Source organism: Neobacillus pocheonensis (assembly GCF_050477905.1).
Classification (GTDB): Bacteria; Bacillota; Bacilli; order Bacillales; family Cytobacillaceae; genus Neobacillus; species Neobacillus pocheonensis_A.
In genome coordinates this window covers 1-19,839 of sequence record NZ_JBCNAD010000021.1, presented here as the reverse complement: position 1 = coordinate 19,839, position 19,839 = coordinate 1, and the positions used below count along the sequence as shown (strand labels likewise).

At 41.5% G+C, this 19,839-nt stretch carries 20 protein-coding genes; 17 read left to right on the top strand and 3 right to left on the bottom strand.

The features are described 5' to 3' along the window. Positions 1–293 precede the first annotated feature (293 nt). From ABES02_RS12490 to leuD, 16 genes are all read left to right on the top strand, one after another. Positions 294–611, top strand: a complete 318-nt coding sequence (locus ABES02_RS12490; protein WP_430134997.1) for a hypothetical protein — start codon at positions 294–296, stop codon at positions 609–611. Between the two features lie 135 nt (positions 612–746). Continuing rightward, entirely contained in the window at positions 747–884 is a 138-nt protein-coding gene (locus tag ABES02_RS12485; protein WP_430134996.1) for a hypothetical protein, read from the top strand. Positions 885–908: 24 nt separating this feature from the next. Continuing rightward, positions 909–1,079: a Fur-regulated basic protein FbpA gene (gene fbpA, locus ABES02_RS12480; protein ID WP_430134994.1), complete on the top strand. Its 171-nt coding sequence runs from the start codon at positions 909–911 to the stop codon at positions 1,077–1,079. A 136-nt stretch (positions 1,080–1,215) separates the two neighbouring features. Beyond that, entirely contained in the window at positions 1,216–1,551 is a 336-nt protein-coding gene (locus ABES02_RS12475; protein ID WP_430134991.1) for a MerR family transcriptional regulator, read from the top strand. Between the two features lie 142 nt (positions 1,552–1,693). Then, entirely contained in the window at positions 1,694–2,953 is a 1,260-nt protein-coding gene (locus ABES02_RS12470; protein WP_430134988.1) for an ammonium transporter, read from the top strand. A gap of 69 nt (positions 2,954–3,022) precedes the next feature. Beyond that, positions 3,023–3,994, top strand: coding sequence for a DUF294 nucleotidyltransferase-like domain-containing protein (locus tag ABES02_RS12465; protein ID WP_430134985.1), 972 nt, complete (start codon positions 3,023–3,025; stop codon positions 3,992–3,994). Between the two features lies 1 nt (position 3,995). Then, positions 3,996–4,730 (top strand): exonuclease domain-containing protein, encoded by a 735-nt coding sequence (locus tag ABES02_RS12460; RefSeq protein ID WP_430134983.1) that lies wholly within the window; start codon positions 3,996–3,998, stop codon positions 4,728–4,730. Positions 4,731–5,037: 307 nt separating this feature from the next. Beyond that, positions 5,038–5,946: a branched-chain-amino-acid transaminase gene (gene ilvE / locus ABES02_RS12455; protein ID WP_430134981.1), complete on the top strand. Its 909-nt coding sequence runs from the start codon at positions 5,038–5,040 to the stop codon at positions 5,944–5,946. 11 nt (positions 5,947–5,957) lie between these two features. Next, a complete protein-coding gene (gene ilvD, locus ABES02_RS12450; protein ID WP_430134978.1) occupies positions 5,958–7,625 on the top strand; it encodes a dihydroxy-acid dehydratase in 1,668 nt (555 codons plus the stop codon). A gap of 493 nt (positions 7,626–8,118) precedes the next feature. After that, positions 8,119–9,846 carry a biosynthetic-type acetolactate synthase large subunit gene (gene ilvB, locus ABES02_RS12445; RefSeq protein ID WP_430134975.1) on the top strand — a complete coding sequence of 576 codons (1,728 nt, stop codon included), beginning with the start codon at positions 8,119–8,121 and terminating at the stop codon, positions 9,844–9,846. Then, entirely contained in the window at positions 9,843–10,364 is a 522-nt protein-coding gene (ilvN, locus tag ABES02_RS12440) for an acetolactate synthase small subunit (protein WP_430134972.1), read from the top strand. The genes ilvB and ilvN overlap by 4 nt, the downstream gene beginning before the upstream one ends. Positions 10,365–10,391: 27 nt before the next feature. Beyond that, positions 10,392–11,423 carry a ketol-acid reductoisomerase gene (gene ilvC, locus ABES02_RS12435; RefSeq protein ID WP_430134970.1) on the top strand — a complete coding sequence of 344 codons (1,032 nt, stop codon included), beginning with the start codon at positions 10,392–10,394 and terminating at the stop codon, positions 11,421–11,423. Then, the gene (locus ABES02_RS12430) at positions 11,410–12,954 is read left to right on the top strand and encodes a 2-isopropylmalate synthase (protein ID WP_430134968.1); all 1,545 of its coding nucleotides are present in this window, start codon (positions 11,410–11,412) and stop codon (positions 12,952–12,954) included. The genes ilvC and ABES02_RS12430 overlap by 14 nt, the downstream gene beginning before the upstream one ends. A gap of 243 nt (positions 12,955–13,197) precedes the next feature. Continuing rightward, a complete protein-coding gene (leuB, locus tag ABES02_RS12425) occupies positions 13,198–14,304 on the top strand; it encodes a 3-isopropylmalate dehydrogenase (protein ID WP_430134966.1) in 1,107 nt (368 codons plus the stop codon). 248 nt (positions 14,305–14,552) lie between these two features. Then, entirely contained in the window at positions 14,553–15,971 is a 1,419-nt protein-coding gene (leuC, locus tag ABES02_RS12420) for a 3-isopropylmalate dehydratase large subunit (protein ID WP_430134963.1), read from the top strand. A 3-nt stretch (positions 15,972–15,974) separates the two neighbouring features. Next, entirely contained in the window at positions 15,975–16,559 is a 585-nt protein-coding gene (gene leuD, locus ABES02_RS12415; RefSeq protein ID WP_430134960.1) for a 3-isopropylmalate dehydratase small subunit, read from the top strand. A gap of 100 nt (positions 16,560–16,659) precedes the next feature. On the opposite strand, the gene ABES02_RS12410 is transcribed toward leuD, so the two are convergent. Further along, entirely contained in the window at positions 16,660–16,974 is a 315-nt protein-coding gene (locus tag ABES02_RS12410; protein ID WP_430134957.1) for a DUF3892 domain-containing protein, read from the bottom strand. Between the two features lie 146 nt (positions 16,975–17,120). Between ABES02_RS12410 and ABES02_RS12405 the strand changes: the two genes are divergently transcribed. Then, positions 17,121–17,858 (top strand): RDD family protein, encoded by a 738-nt coding sequence (locus ABES02_RS12405; RefSeq protein ID WP_430134954.1) that lies wholly within the window; start codon positions 17,121–17,123, stop codon positions 17,856–17,858. A gap of 50 nt (positions 17,859–17,908) precedes the next feature. Here the strand turns inward: ABES02_RS12405 and ABES02_RS12400 are convergent, their stop codons facing one another. Both ABES02_RS12400 and ABES02_RS12395 read right to left on the bottom strand, forming a co-directional pair. Beyond that, complete coding sequence (locus tag ABES02_RS12400; RefSeq protein ID WP_430134951.1) at positions 17,909–18,802, bottom strand: hypothetical protein; 894 nt, start codon at positions 18,800–18,802, stop codon at positions 17,909–17,911. A 135-nt stretch (positions 18,803–18,937) separates the two neighbouring features. Then, positions 18,938–19,654, bottom strand: a complete 717-nt coding sequence (locus ABES02_RS12395; RefSeq protein WP_430134948.1) for a VOC family protein — start codon at positions 19,652–19,654, stop codon at positions 18,938–18,940. Positions 19,655–19,839 lie beyond the last annotated feature (185 nt).

Genomic DNA, 19,839 nt, shown 5'->3' with positions numbered 1-19,839 from the left:
ACTCCTGCGGGAGTACGGGGCAGGGGAGACCCCACAGGCGCTAATGCGCCGAGGAGGCCCCCCGGCACGCCCGCGGAAAGCGAGCGCCTGGAGCGGAAATCAACAGACAAATTTAACAGAGCCAAATTATAAATGAACAGTACTACGGGATGACCTTCGTCATCTCGTTTTTTTATAGGCAAAAAACCCATTATTTGGGCTAAATCAGAGGTTGTCTATGGGCATTCGCCGTCTCTCTCCGCGAATAACTACATAATCTATAGGGTATCTATTACCAAAAGGAGAGTTGCCCGATGTATCCTTACGACTATTATCAAGCACCACAAACGCCAGTTGACTATAACCCTTACGGACAATTAAACCCGTATACACAATCAATGCCATATGAACAGCAAGAATATTATGACTACGAACCTGATAGACAACCTCAACAAATAGAGCGCCGCCTCAATCAACTTGAAAGGCAAAGCGAGCGCCAAGAAAGGGAAATCAATCAGCTCCAGCGTGATGTAAACCAACTCCAACGTCGTCTGCAGCGTGTTAATCAACGACTTCGTGCAGTTGAAAGAAGATTTAACTTTCCATTTACACCTTTTGACGGAGACTATTAAAAATAGAGAACTGGGCGCTCCCGCTCGGTTCTTTTTACATAATAAGAAAACCATGTGAATTAATCTTACAAATTCACTGACAGATTTTAAAAATTCAGCTAACTTTGCAATATAACCATCGAAAGGAAGATAGATATGTATCAAAAGGATGATATTCAATTAGCTGAAAAAATCATTAAGTTAGATCAATTAAGAGATGAGCTGTATGAAGAACTAATGATTGCACTCGGATCTAAAGCAAATGATCTTTTACGAACACTTCAAAATTGCTAAATACAAAAAAGGGAGAGGGAAAAATTGGGAAAACAATTACGAAATGGATTAGGGCAACTTCGTGATTTTTATATGAAACGATTGTTAGACTCAGGCATCCTTCAATCATCCGACCCTAAACTTACCTCCTTCACAATCAGTGAATTGGAGGCTATTTATAAAAAAAATCTTTCCCCTAACAACAATAAGAATTAGACCCCCCGTGGAAAAATCTTTTCAATATAAAGCATTTTTCGTTCAATTTTTCCGTCTCATGTGAGAAAATATAACATAAAATATCTTGTACGTAATAGTTTTTAAGAATGCTAATATTGTGTGGTGAGAGAGAGTCATGGCAAATGAGACATCTTATAAAGATAAAAAGGTCATTACCATTGGGGTTGTCCGAGACCTAACCGGTCTTTCCGAAAGACAAATTCGCTACTATGAAGAGAGAAAATTAATATTCCCTGAAAGAACACCAGGAGGAAGTCGAAAATATTCCTTTGCAGATGTAGAGCTTCTAGTAGAAATCGCTAACAAAATCGAAGACGGTGTCCAGACACATGAAATTAGAAAAGAAATGCTTCGCGCTCAGAAAAAACAAAATCAAAACGATGTCAGAAGAAAAATGATCCAAGGACAATTAAATGCTCAGTTCGGTTCACGAAAAGGTCCATCTTCCTAACAGAAGTTGGGCCTTTATTTTGTAAAACAAAAAATCATGTTAGATATCCTGACAAACTTGTAGAAACATCTCCTCATCCGTGTAAAAATACAACTACATCGAATGTTAAGAAAATTAACATAACTAAAAAGGAGGAGAATCGATGGATACATTATTCTTAATGAACAGTATGTGGGTCATGCTTGGTGCTGTCCTTGTCATTTTAATGATTGGAGGGTTTATCCTATTAGAAACAGGGTCCACCCGGATGAAAAACGCTGGACACATTGCCGGCAAAACCATTCTAACGTTTGGGATAGGCTCGATTGTATTTTGGGCAGTCGGCTTTGGGTTAATCTTTGGAAAGGGCAATTCTCTAATCGGCTTCTCTGATTTCTTTTACTCAGGATATGATATAGATAGTCTATCGCTCTCCGGTTCGGTTTTCTTTTTATTCCAATTAGCCTTTGCAGGTATTTCCTTAACGATTGCGTTTGGCGGGTTTGCTGAACGAGCAAAATTAGGAGCATACCTAGTATTCGCGGTCTTATTCTCCGTTATTGTTTATCCCCCAATTGCCCATTGGATTTGGGGCGGCGGCTGGTTAGCAGAACATGGTGAACAAGACTTTGCCGGTTCTACAGTAGTCCATTTAACAGGTGCAATGGCAGCTTTAGCAGCAACAATAATCCTGAAACCTCGGATTGGGAAATATAATAAAGATGGCTCTGCTAATAATCTAGCTGGACATAACCAAGTGTTTACAGCGTTAAGTGTCTTACTCTTATGGGTTGGATGGTTCGGTTTTAATGCCGGCAGTACATTATCCGTTGATAAAGGCTTCTTTGGCTTCGTTGCCCTAAATACAAATCTGGCAGCTGCCGCCGGGACAATAGCAGCAATGATCATATCATGGATAGTAATGGGAAAAGCAGATGTACCAATGATGTTAAACGGCGCATTGGCAGGTTTAGTTGCCATTACCGCTTCCTGTGCCTTTGTGGATACTTGGGCAGCTGTTGTGATTGGCTTTATTGCCGGGATCCTCGTATTTTACAGCATTAGATTCTTTGAAAATAGAAAAATTGATGACCCTATCGCAGCTTTATCTGTCCATGGTGCTGCCGGAGTTTGGGGTACATTATCCACTGGATTTTTTGCTACAAAGAAATTAGCAACCGTTGGCCAACCTGGATTATTTTATGGAGGCGGCCTTCATCAGTTAGGGGTTCAGGCCATTGGGGTTCTCGCCTGCGGCGCATTTGCCTTTATCGTTTCCTTTATTCTTTTATCCATCATGAAGGCAGTCATGAATGGGCTGCGAGTGACAGAAGAGGAAGAAATTATTGGTCTTGATTTGAGCGAACATGGAAGCTACGGCTATCCGGAATTAGTAAAAGCAGAGCAAAAACTAAATGCTTAACCCTTATATTTAGCTTCCCGCCCCTTTTTGGGGCTGGGGGCAATTTTTAATAGAAAAGTGGTGAAATAGATGAATGAAACCAGCTACTTAGAGATTAGGGACTACAGGAATCGGCAGATACCTGAGGTCTCTCTTGACCACTTTAAACTTAACCGTCTCCATGATGAAATCATGAAGCGAGTCATCCATTTATCCATCAATCAAATAGTTGTAAAAAATGGCCCACCGCCATGTCCTTTCTCTTTTTTTATTATGGGAAGTGCAGGTCGATCGGAACAATCTATTTGGAGTGATCAAGACCACGGAATCATTTATCAGGAAACAAATCCAGACACACAAGTCTATTTTTTACAATTGGGAAAGGAAATTTCCGAAGGCCTATACCAAGCCGGTTATGATTACTGTGATGGCGGAGTCATGTCCAGCAACCCAATGTGGTGTAAATCCTTATTTGAATGGGAGCAGCAATTAATGAATTGGATTCTTGACTCCTCCTGGGAATCGATTCGACATCTATTAATTTTTATTGATGGAAGATCCTTGTTTGGTGAGCCTGAATATATCGACAAACTAAAAACGCTTGTTTATCAAACCGTGCATAAAGAACATCTTATCTCAAAGGTTCTAGGTAATACGATGTTCGTTAAAAGAGGGATAAACATTTTAGGGAATTTATTAGTTGAAACACATGGCCCCTTTGCAGGATCACTTAATCTAAAGGAAATTGGTCTATTCCCGTATGTAAATGCCGTACGCCTTTTAGCCATTCACGAAAATATGTTGGAAACCTCAACCCTATCAAGACTCGATAGACTGGAAAATAACATTCTTCCCTCTTCTGAAAAAGAATTATATAAAGGGCATCTAGTAACACTCTTAAACTACCGCCTATTATTTGGAAATCATACTAACTATGAATCAGGACATTTTCTATCCATCCAAACGTTAACCAAAAAACAAAAAAGAGAGTTAAAGGACATCATCAGAAACGGCGCTGTCTTTTATCGACTTGTGAGGAAGTTACTAGAAAAGGATGATTAAAATGGGAATGAATGAAATGATCCAATTTTTCCGGCAAATATCCGGGAAGCTCAATTCGAGTATTTATGCAGGTATGGGGGGGTATTCTACTTCACAGCAACTAGCTTTCATTAGGAATCTTCAAAATGAAATGAAACAAAAAAGCAGCTTAGACACCCCTCTTAGCGAGTTAAAGGTAGTCGTGTTTGATTTGGAAACAACAGGATTTTACCCCGAAAAAGGAGATTATGTTCTTTCTATCGGCGCCATTAAGATGACTGGTTTGAAAATTGAGACAGCAGAAACTTTTTATTCACTCATTAAATCAAACCTCTCACTATCTGCTGAAATTACCACTTTAACCAATATAGGAGAAATTGATTTACAGAATGCACCGAATGCTTCAGATGTGTTAATGCAGTTTTTCAAGTTTGTTAATGGAGCAACACTTGTCGCCCATCACGCCAACCATGAACTTTCTTTTATGAAGAAAATGACTCGAGATCATTTACGAACTAAATTTAGCCATCGGATAATAGATACTTCTTTTTTAATTCGTCTTGTTGACTCATCTATGAAATCATCCCCGCTTGAAGAGGTATGCATCGCTTGTGGGATTGAGATACGTGATCGGCACCATGCCCTTGGGGATGCCATGATGACCGCCCAAATTTGGGGGTATTATCTAGAAATCGCTCAAAAGAAAGGATTTACTACTTTACAGGAAGTATATGAACAACTAGCAAAGTTGGAATAGAAAAAACTATCTTACAGTAGGTATTTTAGTTCGAATTGTAATAAAGTTTTAGAGTTATCTTTTTAATAGTTTCTAAAACCTCCACCTTACTTTCCTCTCATTTCCACCTCCTCCTTACCACCCCAAAAATACTTAATAGAAAAAAATTTCAAAAAAATTTTTAATCGCTTTTTCCTTATTAGAACAAGAATGAAAACGCTACCAATTATTTTGATTAGTTTGAATTGTCTGATTTTTATATTGACCATGTTTCCGATTGGTTGTATGATTATCGTCAATAAGAAACTGATATATAGGAGTGGTTAAGTTGGGAAGTCAATGGATATTCCTTGGCGGCCAGTTCGTCAAGAAAGAGGATGCTGTAGTATCAGTATTTGACCATGGCTTTTTATATGGTGATGGAGTATTTGAAGGTATCCGTGTTTACAGCGGAAACGTCTTCAGGCTCGATGCCCACCTAAAAAGGCTATATGAATCAGCACAATCCATTATGTTGAAGATTCCATATACACAGGAGGAAATGACACAACTAATCGTAGAAACGATTAGTAAAAATCAGCTAGAAAGCGCCTATATTCGTGTCGTTGTTTCACGCGGTAAAGGGAATCTCGGACTGGACCCTTCTTCCTGCTCTAATCCAAATGTAATCATTATCGCTGAGGAGTTGACCATGTATCCAAAGGAGTTTTACGAGCATGGAATCAAAATCGCCTCTGTTGCGAGCAGAAGAAATCGCCCAGATGTACTGAGCCCACAAATTAAATCGCTGAACTACTTGAATAATATCCTTGTAAAGCTGGAAGCCAATCAGGTTGGTGTCCAGGAAGCATTAATGCTGAATGACCAAGGTTATGTTACGGAAGGATCAGCTGATAATATCTTCATTGTAAAAAATGGAGTCATCTATACTCCTCCGGTTTACTTAGGAGCATTAGAAGGAATTACACGAAATGCCATTATCGATGTCGCAAGGGCTAAAGGTTTCGAAGTAAGAGAAACACCTTTTACAAGACACGATGTTTATACCGCAGATGAAGTTTTCTTAACTGGAACAGCTGTCGAAGTGATTGCCGTCATTGATGTGGATCGACGAGTGATTAAAGACGGTAAACCAGGGAAAATCACAAATCAATTATTAGAGGAATTTAGACGAATTGTCACAACGGACGGAGTGGCTTGTTATCCAACAAGCGCAGGTCACGCCATCGTCAGTTAGGAGATAAAAAAATGCGAAGCGATATGATTAAAAAGGGGATTGATCGAGCCCCCCACCGCAGCTTATTATACGCAACCGGGGTAAAAACGAGTGACTTAGAAAAGCCGTTCATCGGTGTTTGTAACTCGTTTATTGAAATTATTCCAGGACATAAACACCTTAATCATTTCGGTGAGATTGTAAAAGAAGCAATCCGTGAAGCAGGTGGTATCCCATTCGAATTTAATACCATCGGTGTCGATGACGGTATTGCCATGGGACATATTGGAATGCGCTATTCTCTTCCAAGCCGTGAGATTATCGCGGATAGTGCTGAAACAGTTATTAATGCCCATTGGTTTGATGGAGTGTTTTACATTCCAAACTGTGACAAAATCACTCCAGGAATGTTAATGGCAGCGGCTAGAACTAATGTACCATCTGTTTTTGTATCTGGTGGTCCAATGGAAGCCGGTGTATCCTCATCCGGGAAGCAGCTTTCTCTCACTTCTGTTTTTGAAGGAGTTGGTGCTTATCATAACGGTACAATTACTCAGCAGCAGCTCCTTGACATTGAAACAAACGCTTGTCCAACATGCGGCTCTTGTTCAGGGATGTTTACAGCAAACTCCATGAACTGCCTTATGGAAGTTCTAGGAATGACGGTTCCAGGAAACGGAACAATCATTGCGACTTCAGAAGAAAGACATGAATTAATTCGTCAGGCTGCCAGACATCTAATTGAATTAGTGAAAAAAGATATTCGCCCACGCGATATCATTACAAGAGAAGCGATTGATAATGCATTTGCACTTGATATGGCTATGGGCGGTTCAACTAACACGGTATTACATACCTTAGCCATCGCCCATGAAGCTGGTATTGAGTACGATCTTCGCGAAATCAACAAAATTGCAGAAAAAGTTCCTTATCTAGCAAAAATTATGCCAGCATCTGATTATTCCATGGACGATGTTCACCGTGCAGGCGGTGTTAGTGCCATCATCAATGAGCTTTACAAAGTTGAAGGCGCCTTGCATGATAACTGCTTGACGATTACTGGAAAAACACTTGCCGAAAATGTGAAGGAAGCAACAATCACAAATGAAGCGGTGATTCGGACAAAAGACAATCCATATAGCCCTGTCGGCGGACTTTCCATCCTGTATGGAAACATTGCACCAGATGGCGGTGTTATCAAGGTTGGCGCCGTCGATCCATCGATTAAAACCTTCCTTGGGGAAGCAATTGTATTTGAGTCACAGGATGACGCACAAGAAAACATTAATAATGGTACTGTAAAATCAGGCCATGTTGTTGTTATTCGTTACGAAGGTCCAAAAGGCGGACCGGGGATGCCAGAAATGCTTGCTCCTACCTCTGCTATTGCTGGCCGCGGCTTAGGAAAAGAAGTCGCCCTCATTACTGATGGACGTTTCTCAGGAGCCAGCCGAGGAATTTCAATCGGTCATATCTCTCCTGAAGCAGCTGAAGGCGGACCTATCGCTCTAGTTGAAAATGGTGACAAAATTTTAATTGATCTTGAAGCAAGATCCATTGAACTTCTCGTCGATGACGAGGTTTTAACTGAAAGACGCTCTGCTTGGGTTAAACCAGAGCCAAAAATTAAAACTGGTTATCTTGCAAAATATGCAAAGCTTGTTACCTCTGCCAATACTGGCGGAATCATGAAGATATAGAGAATACAAATGGGAATTAGTAGTACCCCTCCCCTTCCCAAGGAAGCTAAGGTACTAAAGCGTTAAATGATTCATCATTTGACAAAAAAATATTAAAAATCGATGACGGGAATAAAGGAATAGACAATTGTATTTTCAGAGAGCTGGGGTCGCTGGAAGCCCAGTAATACAACCTATTCTGACATCATCCCTGAGTGTTGTGCTGAACGGCCATGAGTTTAGTAGGCGCAACCGGGTGTTAGCTTTGACACCTGTTACAAAAAGAAGCGTTTTTTGATTTAATAGTCGCTTCATAAGGCAGTATTCGTAAGGATACTGTAAAAACCGGGTGGTACCGAGAAAATGAAAGGCCTTTTCTCCCCGATTATTCTGCTTTGATTTCTTAACTGCAGTTTATTCGGGGAGAATAAGGTCTTTTTTACTATGTTTAAACAAGACAAAGCTATACGCTGAGTTTTTTTAATATTCAAATACCCTTAAGGAGGGAAACAAGGTGAAAGTTGAAGCAAAGCTGGAATTCCAAACCAGTACCGCACCAAAAACAGGTGCAGACCTTCTCATTGATTTACTGATAAATGAAGGAGCTGATACCATTTTTGGGTATCCAGGTGGTGCTGTCTTGCCAATATATGACGCCATTTATCGGGCACAGGATAGAATCAAGCATGTCCTCTTCCGTCACGAACAAGGCAGTATCCATGCTGCAGAAGGTTATGCGAGAATTACTGGGAAGCCAGGAGTAGTCCTTGCCACCTCAGGACCTGGGGCAACAAACCTGGTTACAGGAATTACAGATGCTATGATGGACTCCTTACCACTCGTGATTTTCACAGGCCAGGTTGCACGCAGTGTCATTGGAACCGATGCTTTCCAGGAAGCGGACGTTATGGCGATCACGACACCGATTACGAAACATAATTATCAGGTTCAATCCATTACTGACCTGCCAAGAATCGTAAAGGAAGCCTTTCATATTGCTTCTACCGGCCGACCAGGACCAGTCCTTATCGACATACCAAAAGATATTTCAGCTGGAGTTGTAACCGGAGAACAAGAAGAAGTAAGCATTCACTTGCCAGGTTACCAGCCGACAACAAAGCCAAATCCGCTGCAAATCAAAAAACTGGCAGATGCACTTGTTAAGGCGAAGAAGCCTCTCGTACTAGCGGGTGCTGGTGTCCTTCACGGCAAAGCTTCTGCAGAATTAACAGCTTTTGCACAGAAGCATCAACTTCCTGTAGTGACTACACTGCTTGGTCTTGGAGCATTCCCTGCTAACAGCCCTCTCTCTCTTGGAATGGGTGGTATGCACGGAACATATGCAGCCAACATGGCGATGTACGAATGTGACTTACTCATCAATATTGGGGCACGTTTTGATGACCGTCTTACTGGAAATCTAAAACACTATGCACCAAGTGCAAAGGTCGCTCATATCGATATCGACCCTGCAGAAATTGGAAAAAATGTTCCAACTGTAATACCTATCGTTTCGGACGCAAAGGAAGCATTAGTCGAGCTGATCAATCAAACACCTGAATCGCCCGAACACGAACCATGGTTAGAAACACTGGCCAAATATAAAGATGAATTCCCGCTTTGGTATAAACACACTCCAAACGGAATGAGCCCGCAATGGCTGATTGAAGCCATTCATAAAGTAACAAGTGGTGATGCAGTCGTCACAACCGATGTTGGTCAGCACCAAATGTGGGCCGCACAATATTACAATTTTGAAAAACCACATCGCTGGGTCACCTCCGGTGGACTAGGAACAATGGGCTTTGGCTTCCCTGCTGCAATTGGAGCACAAATGGCTTCTCATGAAAGCACTGTTGTCGCAATTGTCGGTGATGCCGGTTTCCAAATGACTTTACAGGAACTGTCTGTAATCTATGAACAGAACCTGCCAATCAAAATCATTATCGTTAATAATGGAGCACTCGGAATGGTTCGTCAGTGGCAGGAATTGCTGCACGGCAATCGTATTTCTGAATCGATTCTTCATTCACAGCCGGATTTTGTAAAGCTTGCAGAAAGCTATCATATTCGCGGATTGAAAATCGAAACCCAGGAAGAACTAATCACCAAGCTTCCAGAAGTGTTTGCTTATAACGGTCCTGTACTCATGGATTGCCGAGTGTTTCAGCAGGAAAAAGTTTTTCCAATGATTGCTCCAGGTAAAGGGATACATGAAATGATTGGGGTGAAACCATCATGAAACGAATTATCACTCTAACGGTCCAAGATCGAAGTGGTGTTTTGAACCGAGTTACTGGTCTCTTGCAAAGGCGGCAATTTAATATTGAGAGCATTTCAGTAGGAAAAACCGAAACAGAAGGAATCTCAAAAATGACTCTAGTCGTCGAAGTCGAAGATGACCAACGCCTTGAGCAGGTTACAAAACAATTAAACAAGCAAATTGATGTTTTAAAAGTTTCCGATATTACCGATAAAGCAATCGTGGTAAGGGAACTAGCACTAATAAAAGTGGCGAGCAGTTCACAACTCCGCAGCGAAATCAACGGAATTATCGATCCATTCCGTGCCTTGATCATCGATGTGAGTAAAGATAGTTTGGCCGTTCAAATCACAGGCCGTCCTGATAAAATCGATGCTTTGATTGAGTTACTAAGACCATTCGGCATTAAAGAAATTGCCAGAACTGGCCTGACTGCTTTCCAACGCGGTCATCAACCGCAAGTAAACGAACTAGCAACATATTCACTATTAAAATAACTAATATATTTGAGAGGATGATTTAAAATGGCAAAAGTACTATATAACGGTGATATTCAAGAGGCAGTTTTACAAGGAAAGAAAATCGCAGTAATCGGATATGGCTCACAAGGTCATGCACACGCACTTAACTTAAAGGAAAGCGGCTTTGATGTTGTTGTTGGTCTACGCGGAGGTAAATCTTGGGATAAAGCAGTTGAAGATGGTGTTGAAGTAACAACTGTAGCAGAAGCTGCCCGTCAAGGTGACGTGATTATGGTTCTTCTTCCAGATGAAATGCAACCAAAGGTTTATGAAGAAAGCATCAAGCCAAATCTTGAAGCTGGAAATGCTTTAGTTTTTGCACATGGTTTCAACGTTCATTTTACACAAATCGTTCCTCCAGCAGATGTTGACGTATTCCTAGTTGCTCCAAAAGGTCCAGGACACTTAGTACGTCGTACGTATACAGAAGGTGCTGGCGTTCCTGCCCTTTATGCCGTTTACCAAGACTATACTGGTCAAGCACGTGAACTAGCACTTGCATATGCAAAGGGAGTTGGAGCAGCCCGTGCAGGTGTACTAGAAACTACTTTCCAAGAAGAAACAGAAACAGATTTATTCGGAGAGCAGGCAGTTCTTTGCGGCGGTACTACTGCCCTAATCAAAGCAGGCTTCGAAACGCTAGTAGAAGCAGGATATCAGCCTGAAGTTGCTTACTTCGAGTGCTTACATGAATTGAAATTAATCGTTGACCTTTTATACGAAGGTGGATTAGAAAACATGCGCTATTCTATCTCTGATACAGCACAATGGGGAGATTTCGTTTCTGGACCACGCGTTGTAAATGAAGATACAAAAGCACGTATGAAAGACGTATTAAAGGATATCCAAACAGGTGCCTTCGCAAAAGGATGGATCCTAGAAAACCAGGCTAATCGTCCACAATTCAATGCGATTAACCGCAGCGAAAACAATCACCAAATTGAGGTAGTTGGCCGTGAACTTCGCGCTTTAATGCCATTTATTAAAAAGCCAGTAAACCAAAAGAAGGAAGTGGTGGTAAATGGTTCACGTTAACATCTTTGATACGACCTTACGCGATGGCGAACAATCTCCTGGTGTAAATTTAAACCAGCTTGAAAAATTAGAAATTGCCAGACAGCTTGAGCGGTTTGGCGTGGATATTATGGAGGCCGGCTTCCCGGCTTCCTCTCAAGGCGATTTCGAAGCCGTAAGAGCTATTGCCAGAACGATAAAAAATTCTTCCGTCACTGGTTTGGCCCGAGCAACAAAATCGGACATTGACATTGCGTGGGATGCATTAAAAGATGCAGCAGAACCAAGATTGCATGTTTTCCTAGCTACCTCCCCTATCCATATGAAATATAAATTAATGAAAACTGAGGATCAAGTTGTTCAGACTGCGGTAGACATGGTCGCTTATGCAAGACAGAGATTTCCGCATATTGAATGGTCAGCTGAAGATGCATCCCGGTCCGATCTTGATTTTCTAGTCCGAATCATTACGAAAGTCATTGATGCTGGAGCAACCGTTATTAATCTTCCAGATACGGTCGGTTACACAACACCAGAGGAATACGGTCGCATGTTCCGTTACGTAAGGGAAAACGTTCCAAATATCCATAGGGCAGCATTATCCTGCCACTGCCATGATGACTTAGGAATGGCCGTTGCTAACTCGCTCGCAGCGATTGAAAATGGCGTAACTCAAGTTGAAGGAACGATCAACGGAATTGGTGAACGTGCTGGAAACGCATCATTAGAAGAAATTGCTGTTGCCTTAAATATTCGCAAAGATAAATATCCATTTACTACGAATCTAGTTTTAAAAGAAATCAAACGCACCAGCGACTTAGTAAGCCGCTTTACCGGGATGAAGGTCCCTCCTAATAAAGCCGTTGTTGGAAAAAATGCCTTTGCCCATGAATCCGGGATTCACCAGGACGGCGTGTTAAAAAATGCGTTAACTTATGAAATTATTACACCTTCGATGGTTGGGGTCGGATCCAATGATCTTGTCCTTGGTAAGCATTCAGGACGTCATGCTTTTAAAGACAAAATCGAGCAGTTGGGCTTTGAATTATCTCAAGAAAAGCTTAATGAAGCCTTCCAGTCTTTCAAGCAATTAACAGACCGGAAAAAAGAAGTAACCGATGAGGATTTATTTACGATTTTAATTGATATCCAAACAGCGGCTATCGATGTGAAAAAATATGAACTTGTTGCGTTTCAGGTTCAATACGGATCAGCGAATCTGCCGACTGCCACAGTTGCTCTTACGACTCCTGAAGGCATTCGGGTTGAAACTGCCCGAACTGGGTCCGGTAGCGTAGAAGCTCTAATGAACACATTGGAAGCACTAATAAAAGAAGAAATCCATCTTACTGATTTTAACTTAAGTTCAGTAGGCCGCGGACGAGATGCACTTGCTGAAGTCCATGTAAAAATGACCGTAAACGGCACGAATGTCAGCGGACGTGCTTCAGCTCAGGATGTGTTGGAAGCTTCCGCAAAAGCGTTTTTGAATGCTGTCAATCGTGTATTTTTTAACCAAAAAGCTATTGTTAAAGAACCAGCAGCACTTTAATAGTTCTAGGCGCCTCACTCACAGGCGCCCATCCATTACAAGAGTTAATCGTTGATTTTACTACTCTGTTGATTGGAGCAGAAGGCGCGAGACTCCTGCGGGAAAAACGGGTCAAGGGAGACCCCACAGGCGCTTCAAGCGCCGAGGAGGCTCCCGAACCGCCCGCGGAAAGCGAGTGCCTGGAGCGGAAATCAACAGACAAATTTAAAAGAACCAATACAAAAAATGAGGAGGTTGCTTCTAATGAAAAAACAAATTGTCTTACTTCCCGGTGATGGTATCGGCAAGGAAGTTATTGAATCTGCGAAAGATGTATTAAATGCAATTGCTGAAGAATATAACCACTCTTTTAGCTTCGAAACCCATGAAATCGGAGGAGCAGCCATTGACCTTTACGGCACTCCCCTTCCAGAATCAACCGTTGATGCCTGCAAGCAAGCAGATGCGGTATTACTTGGTGCAGTAGGCGGGCCAAAATGGGATAACAACCCTTCCCACTTACGTCCTGAAAGAGGCTTGCTAGGTATCCGCAAAGCATTGGACTTATATGCAAACCTTCGTCCGATTAAAGGGTTTAAGAATTTGCTCCATGCTTCACCATTAAAGGAAGAAGTAGTTTCAGGAAGCGACCTCCTTATTGTTCGTGAATTAACTGGCGGTATTTACTTTGGATCTCCAAGTGAACGTCGTGACAACGGCCAGCTAGTAGTTGATACACTTGCCTATACTCGCGGGGAGATTGAAAGAATTGTAGACAAAGCGTTTCAGGCAGCACAAGGCCGGCGCGGACGCCTTACTTCAGTTGATAAAGCTAATGTGCTTGAATCCAGTAAGCTTTGGCGTGAGATTGTCGAAGAGAAAAAGGCACAATATCCAGATGTTGCCCTTGAACATGTTTTAGTGGATGCGGCAGCAATGAAGCTGATTACCAATCCATCTCATTTCGATGTTATCGTAACGGAGAATATGTTTGGAGATATCTTAAGTGATGAGGCTTCGGTATTAACTGGCTCACTTGGCATGCTCCCTTCTGCTAGTTTAAATGAATCCGGTGTTGGACTTTACGAACCTGTTCATGGCTCTGCTCCAGATATTGCCGGCAAGGGTATTGCCAATCCTGTCGCGATGATTTTATCTGCTGCACTTATGCTACGATATTCATTCAAATTAGATGATGAAGCGAAAATGATTGAGGATGCGGTCCAATCCGTACTGGATGCCGGCTTCCACACAGCCGATCTGCAGATTACTGAGGGCCGCCAAGTAGGTACAGCGGAAATGACTCGATTGATTGTTGATTATATCAAATCTCAAAGTCCTTCTAAATGTATCATGAGCTGTTACGTTTAAAAAAGCGTTAGTGAAACCGTCAGGCTCGAATGAGGTCCTGGCGGTTTATTACTAGAATCTGCCTGAGTTTTTGGGTTTCGCAGATAAATGAATGATTTCCGCAGATAAACAGTCGATTATCGCAGATAAAATATGTGTTTTCGCAGATAAATAGTTAATTATCGCAGATAAAATGATTTTTTCCGCAGATAAATTCTTAATAGCAAGAAATATTCATCCTATCTATTAATGTGAGGAAGGAGAAGCTTATGCAAACACCAAAAAATATTATCCAAAAGATTTGGGAACAGCATGTTGTCTATCAGGAAGAAGGGAAACCTGATTTACTATATATTGATTTGCATCTTGTTCACGAAGTAACCTCTCCTCAGGCGTTTGAGGGCTTACGAATGAACGGACGCAAAGTGCGCCGGCCGGATCTTACATTTGCGACAATGGATCATAACGTTCCAACTCGCCAGCGTCTTACGATTAACGACCCGATCTCGAAAAAACAAATCGATACCTTACAGCAAAATTGCCAAGATTTCGAAGTTCCACTGGCTGACATTCATCATCCTGATAACGGAATTGTCCATGTTATTGGTCCAGAACTAGGCCTTACTCAGCCTGGAAAAACGATTGTCTGCGGTGATAGCCATACTTCTACCCACGGTGCATTCGGTGCGCTAGCGTTTGGTATCGGTACAAGCGAAGTGGAACATGTCCTTGCAACACAAACCCTTTGGCAGGCACCACCAAAAACCCTAAATGTAAAAGTAAATGGGAAACTTGGGACAGGCGTAACAGCAAAAGATTTAATCCTTGCGATAATTGGAAAGTTCGGGGTCCAATTTGGTACCGGTTATGTGATGGAATACACAGGTGAATCCATCCGCGCCATGTCTATGGAAGAACGAATGACTGTCTGCAACATGTCGATTGAGGCTGGTGCAAGAGCCGGACTTATAACCCCTGATGAAACGACTTTTGAATACTTAAAAGGTCGCCGTCATGTTCCTCAAGGTGAGGAATTCGAAAAAGCTGTCGCTCGCTGGAAAGGACTTGCTACTGATGAAGGTGCCACATATGATGCTGTAGTCGAAATTGAAGCATCCGAAGTAGAACCGCAGGTAACATGGGGAACTAACCCAGGAATGTGTATACCTATCACAGCAACTGTTCCTACTCCAGATGAAACAGATAAACCAAGTGAAAAAGACGAGATTAACCGCGCCCTTCAATACATGGGTCTTGAAGCTGGTCAGCCGATTTCCAGTGTTCAGATTGACCATGTATTCATTGGTTCATGTACAAACTCACGCTTAAGTGATTTACGTAAAGCGGCTGAAGTTATCCGTGGCCGTAAGGTTAATCCTTCTGTAAAAGCAATCGTTGTTCCAGGTTCCTTCAGCATCAAACTGGCTGCTGAAAAAGAGGGCATAGACGAAGTCTTTAAAGAGGCAGGATTTGAGTGGCGCGAAGCCGGCTGCAGTATGTGCTTGGCGATGAATGACGATATCGTTCCTCCAGGCGGACGCTGTGCTTCAACTTCTAACCGAAACTTTGAAGGCCGTCAAGGTAACGGCGCACGTACCCACTTAGTCAGCCCTGAAATGGCTGCTGCCGCTGCGGTCGCTGGCCGTTTTGTTGATGTCCGCCAATTCACTGCACAGGAGGTTAGTTAAAAAATGGAACCATTACGTATACATCAAGGCCTTGTTTGTCCATTAAGCCGGACTAATGTTGATACAGACCAAATTATTCCGAAGCAGTTTTTAAAGAGGATTGAGCGTAGCGGCTTTGGTCAATTCCTGTTTTATCATTGGCGTTTCGATGACAATGGAGAACTACGTGAGGATTTTCCATTAAACGCCCCTCAATATCAAGGTGCATCCATTTTGGTAGCAGGCGATAATTTTGGCTGCGGTTCTTCCCGGGAGCATGCCCCGTGGGCTGTACAGGACTTTGGCTTCAAAGTCATTATCGCACCAAGCTACGCCGATATTTTTAAAAATAACTGCGTGAAGAATGGTATTCTTGCCATCCAAGCAAGCGAAACCGATGTCCAAACAATTATGAAAAAAGCTGACACTGAAGGCTATACGTTAACCGTGAATCTTGAAGAGCAAGTCGTGTATGACAATGAAGGCTTTGAACTGAAATTCGATATCGCTCCCTATCCAAAGCAAATGCTGCTTAACGGCTGGGATGAAATCGGCGTCACATTAAGCTACGAAGAAAAAATTAGTGAATATGAGCTTGCTCATAAGTAAAAGAGCTTGGGTTTCCAAGCTCTTTTTTTACTGACCGACTGATAGTTCTTCCTTACAGAAAAAAACTGAGCAGCATCATTGGACTCTCAGTCTTTTAAGATTAAAATTCCGGTAACTGATCTAAATTGTTTTCTTTAATCCCATCCGGCTCGCTGCGAATAATGTCTCTCCCATATTTATGAAAAACATCAACATGGGCAAGCTTACCAGCCTTGGCTTCGTCTAATGCTGTAATATAATCTAATTCCCGCCCAGTACTCGTTTTAAAGGCAATAATATCCCCGTCATCATTTTTCCTTACCGCGACGAACTCTTCTTTCCCATCACTATTACTTCGACCTGCTTCCATTTGGGCTTGCTGCTCGCTTTGTTCTTTGTACTGCTCATAAATTTCTTCAAAATCCTTCTGTTCCATTCCTTCCACCTCCGAACATTTGTTAGTATTTTTCTTTTCATAAAATTTATCCGGCTCTTTGAAAGTGTCATAAATTTTTCAAAAATAGATACAGACTATCGAAAACGGTTACATGGTATAATTTACCTAATCAAGGAGGCGGTAAAATGGAGCCAGCAGAGGGAAATGTCTGGTTTTACATTCGCGATCACAAACAGCAAGGACCAGTTGGTTTTTTTGAGCTAAAAAAAATGTTTGAACAAAAAATTTTATCCAGTGAAACCTTTATTTGGACGAAAGACCTGCCAGGTTGGCAAATGGCCAATACACTTGATTTATTTTCCAACTACACAGAAGAATCACTTCTCCTAAATTATGCCAGTGAATGGAAAGAAGTAAAGAAAGATACGTATCCAAATGGTAGACCTATTGTAAGATATTTAGCTCGATTCTTTGATTTATCTTTATTTTCATTAGTCCTGATAACTTTTATATCGATTTTCTCTCCCAAATTTATTGTTAACTCTTCTGGCTTGTTTGTATTTATGTTAAGTCTCATCCTCTGGATCTTAGTGGAGGCTGTAATCCTTTCGATATTTGGAAATACCCTAGGGAAGTCTTTACTAAATGCTAAACTGAGAACCATTAACGGTGACCCGATTGACTTTCTGACTGCACTAAAGCGAAGTATTTTTGTGAATGCTGCCGGGATGGGTTTTGGCGTTCCAATTCTTAACTTCATTTGCTTTTATTTTTCCTACTTCGACCTTAATAAGAATGGGAAATCTACCTGGGATGAACAAATTGGTACCATTGTTTTATATGGCAGGGTGAGTTTGGCAAGAATTCTATTCGTAGCTCTTTTTCCATTTGCATTATTAATTGCTGGGTTAGTCATAGAATAAGAAAAAGCTATTTGAATCCAATAATTTTTGCTGGATCCAAATAGCTTTTTTTATGCACTAATATTCGTTGGTCCATTTAGAATAGGTTCCCTAATATTTTTTAATATCAAAAATATCAAGTAAACCACCAGCAAATTAATTAGGAGAATGGTCCAAAAAATAATCATTAAGACCTCGATGCCTGCTAGGATTTGGAATAATACCATCGCAGATAGAGCGGTCAATAAAGTGAGCTCTTTTATTATCATCATAGATGAAAGTAAATACCCAAACGGTTTTCTCTTCATTAGTAAAACACCTGCCAAGATTCCTAGTGGAATCACAAACCCCAGATCTAGTGCTTGAATAACAAGGGTGGTATAGTGCTGAAGGCCATCTGGCGGGGTCCGATCTATGAGTGAAGGAACAATTTTACCCAGCCACATTAGACTAAATACGACGGATAGAAAGATTAGAAAGATGCCTATTAATTTAATGGGAAGCTTATTGCTAAAAAAAAGCGGCAGGCTAGGAATATCAAAAGACATCATGACTAGAACGAAGGCATAGAAGGACACGGACATTAGTGATACATAGACTAGGAACAGTGAATTGTACATTGAAAGAAATGAATAAGAGGCATAGGTGTATAAAAAATATCCTAATGTTCCCGCGAGAAGCAGTTTTCCTCTAATCTTGCCTTTTCGGGTCATATAGAGCGAAACTAACAACAAAGGAATCGCTAAAAACAAGGTGACATAATCCTGGGCGATGGCTTGAGCCGCCATGGCTGCTGAATCGTGTTGGTAGAGACCTCTTCCATAAATGGCGACGGATTCTCCATAAATAGAGTAGTGTTTGTACTCCCCTGGTCCTTGGTTGGAGAAAATGGCAATGGATGTGGCAGCGATGGCTAATATGGTGATGGTGTATACAAGAATACTGATAGCCTTTTGATATTTCATGATGTTCTTCCCCCTTTCAAAAATGATTTGTAATTCTATTATCATCGTAAACCAATCTGAACTACACAATTCCGAATCTTTTGTGAACGCAAAAAAACCGGCAACTTTTTTAACAGCCACCGGTTTCATTATTAATTATCTTCCGCTATAAATTCCCATCACATTTCCATCGAGATCCTGGAGTTGAGCAAAGGTACCGAATTCAGGAATTGGCGTCTCTGGGACGATGACCTTCCCGCCCAACTGGGTTACTTTTTCTAAATAATCAGGAATCGTATCTACTTTTATGTACAGTGTCAGGTAGGTCAGTTCTTCATGTGTCCAATTGAAGAGGTGACCATTCAGTCCAGCATTCTCGTTAGAAATACTCATGACAGGACCATCATCAGTGATTTTCCAATTAAAGACACTTTCATAAAACTGTTGCGAGCGATGCCCTTCTCTTGTGGCTATTTCGAAGAATCCAATTTGATGGAATGCTATCTCCTCATTATGTTCCTTATACTTATGTCCGCTGCCTTTATAAATGCCGAGTATATTTCCATCAGGATCGACGAGCTGAGCGATGGAACCGCCAGTTGGAACCGCCATTTCCGGCAAGATAACAGTGCCGCCCGTCTCCTCAACTTTCTCCAAGCTTTCCTGAATGTTATCCACGTTCATATAGATGCTGACATGCGTCGGATGATTTTGATGCGGCCATTTTAAAATGTGTCCGTTGATACCTGCACCAGAAATTTGCAGCAGAGGGCCCACATCGATAATTTTCCAATTAAAAAGACTTTCATAAAAGTCTTTCGCGTTGTTTCCATCTCTTGCAGCGATTACAAACATTTCAATCGTACTTTTCATCTTTTCAACTCCTTATCCTATAAAAACCACGTAATATGTATTCGACCAATAAAGTTCAAACCCTTTAAAAAAGCTTGTAGACTAGACTGACCTAGTGATTTGAGACACGAATAAAACACCCTCTTAGGCTGCCATTTGACCAAACTCTATTGGTGAATGGTAGTCTAATTTCTCTTGTATGCGCT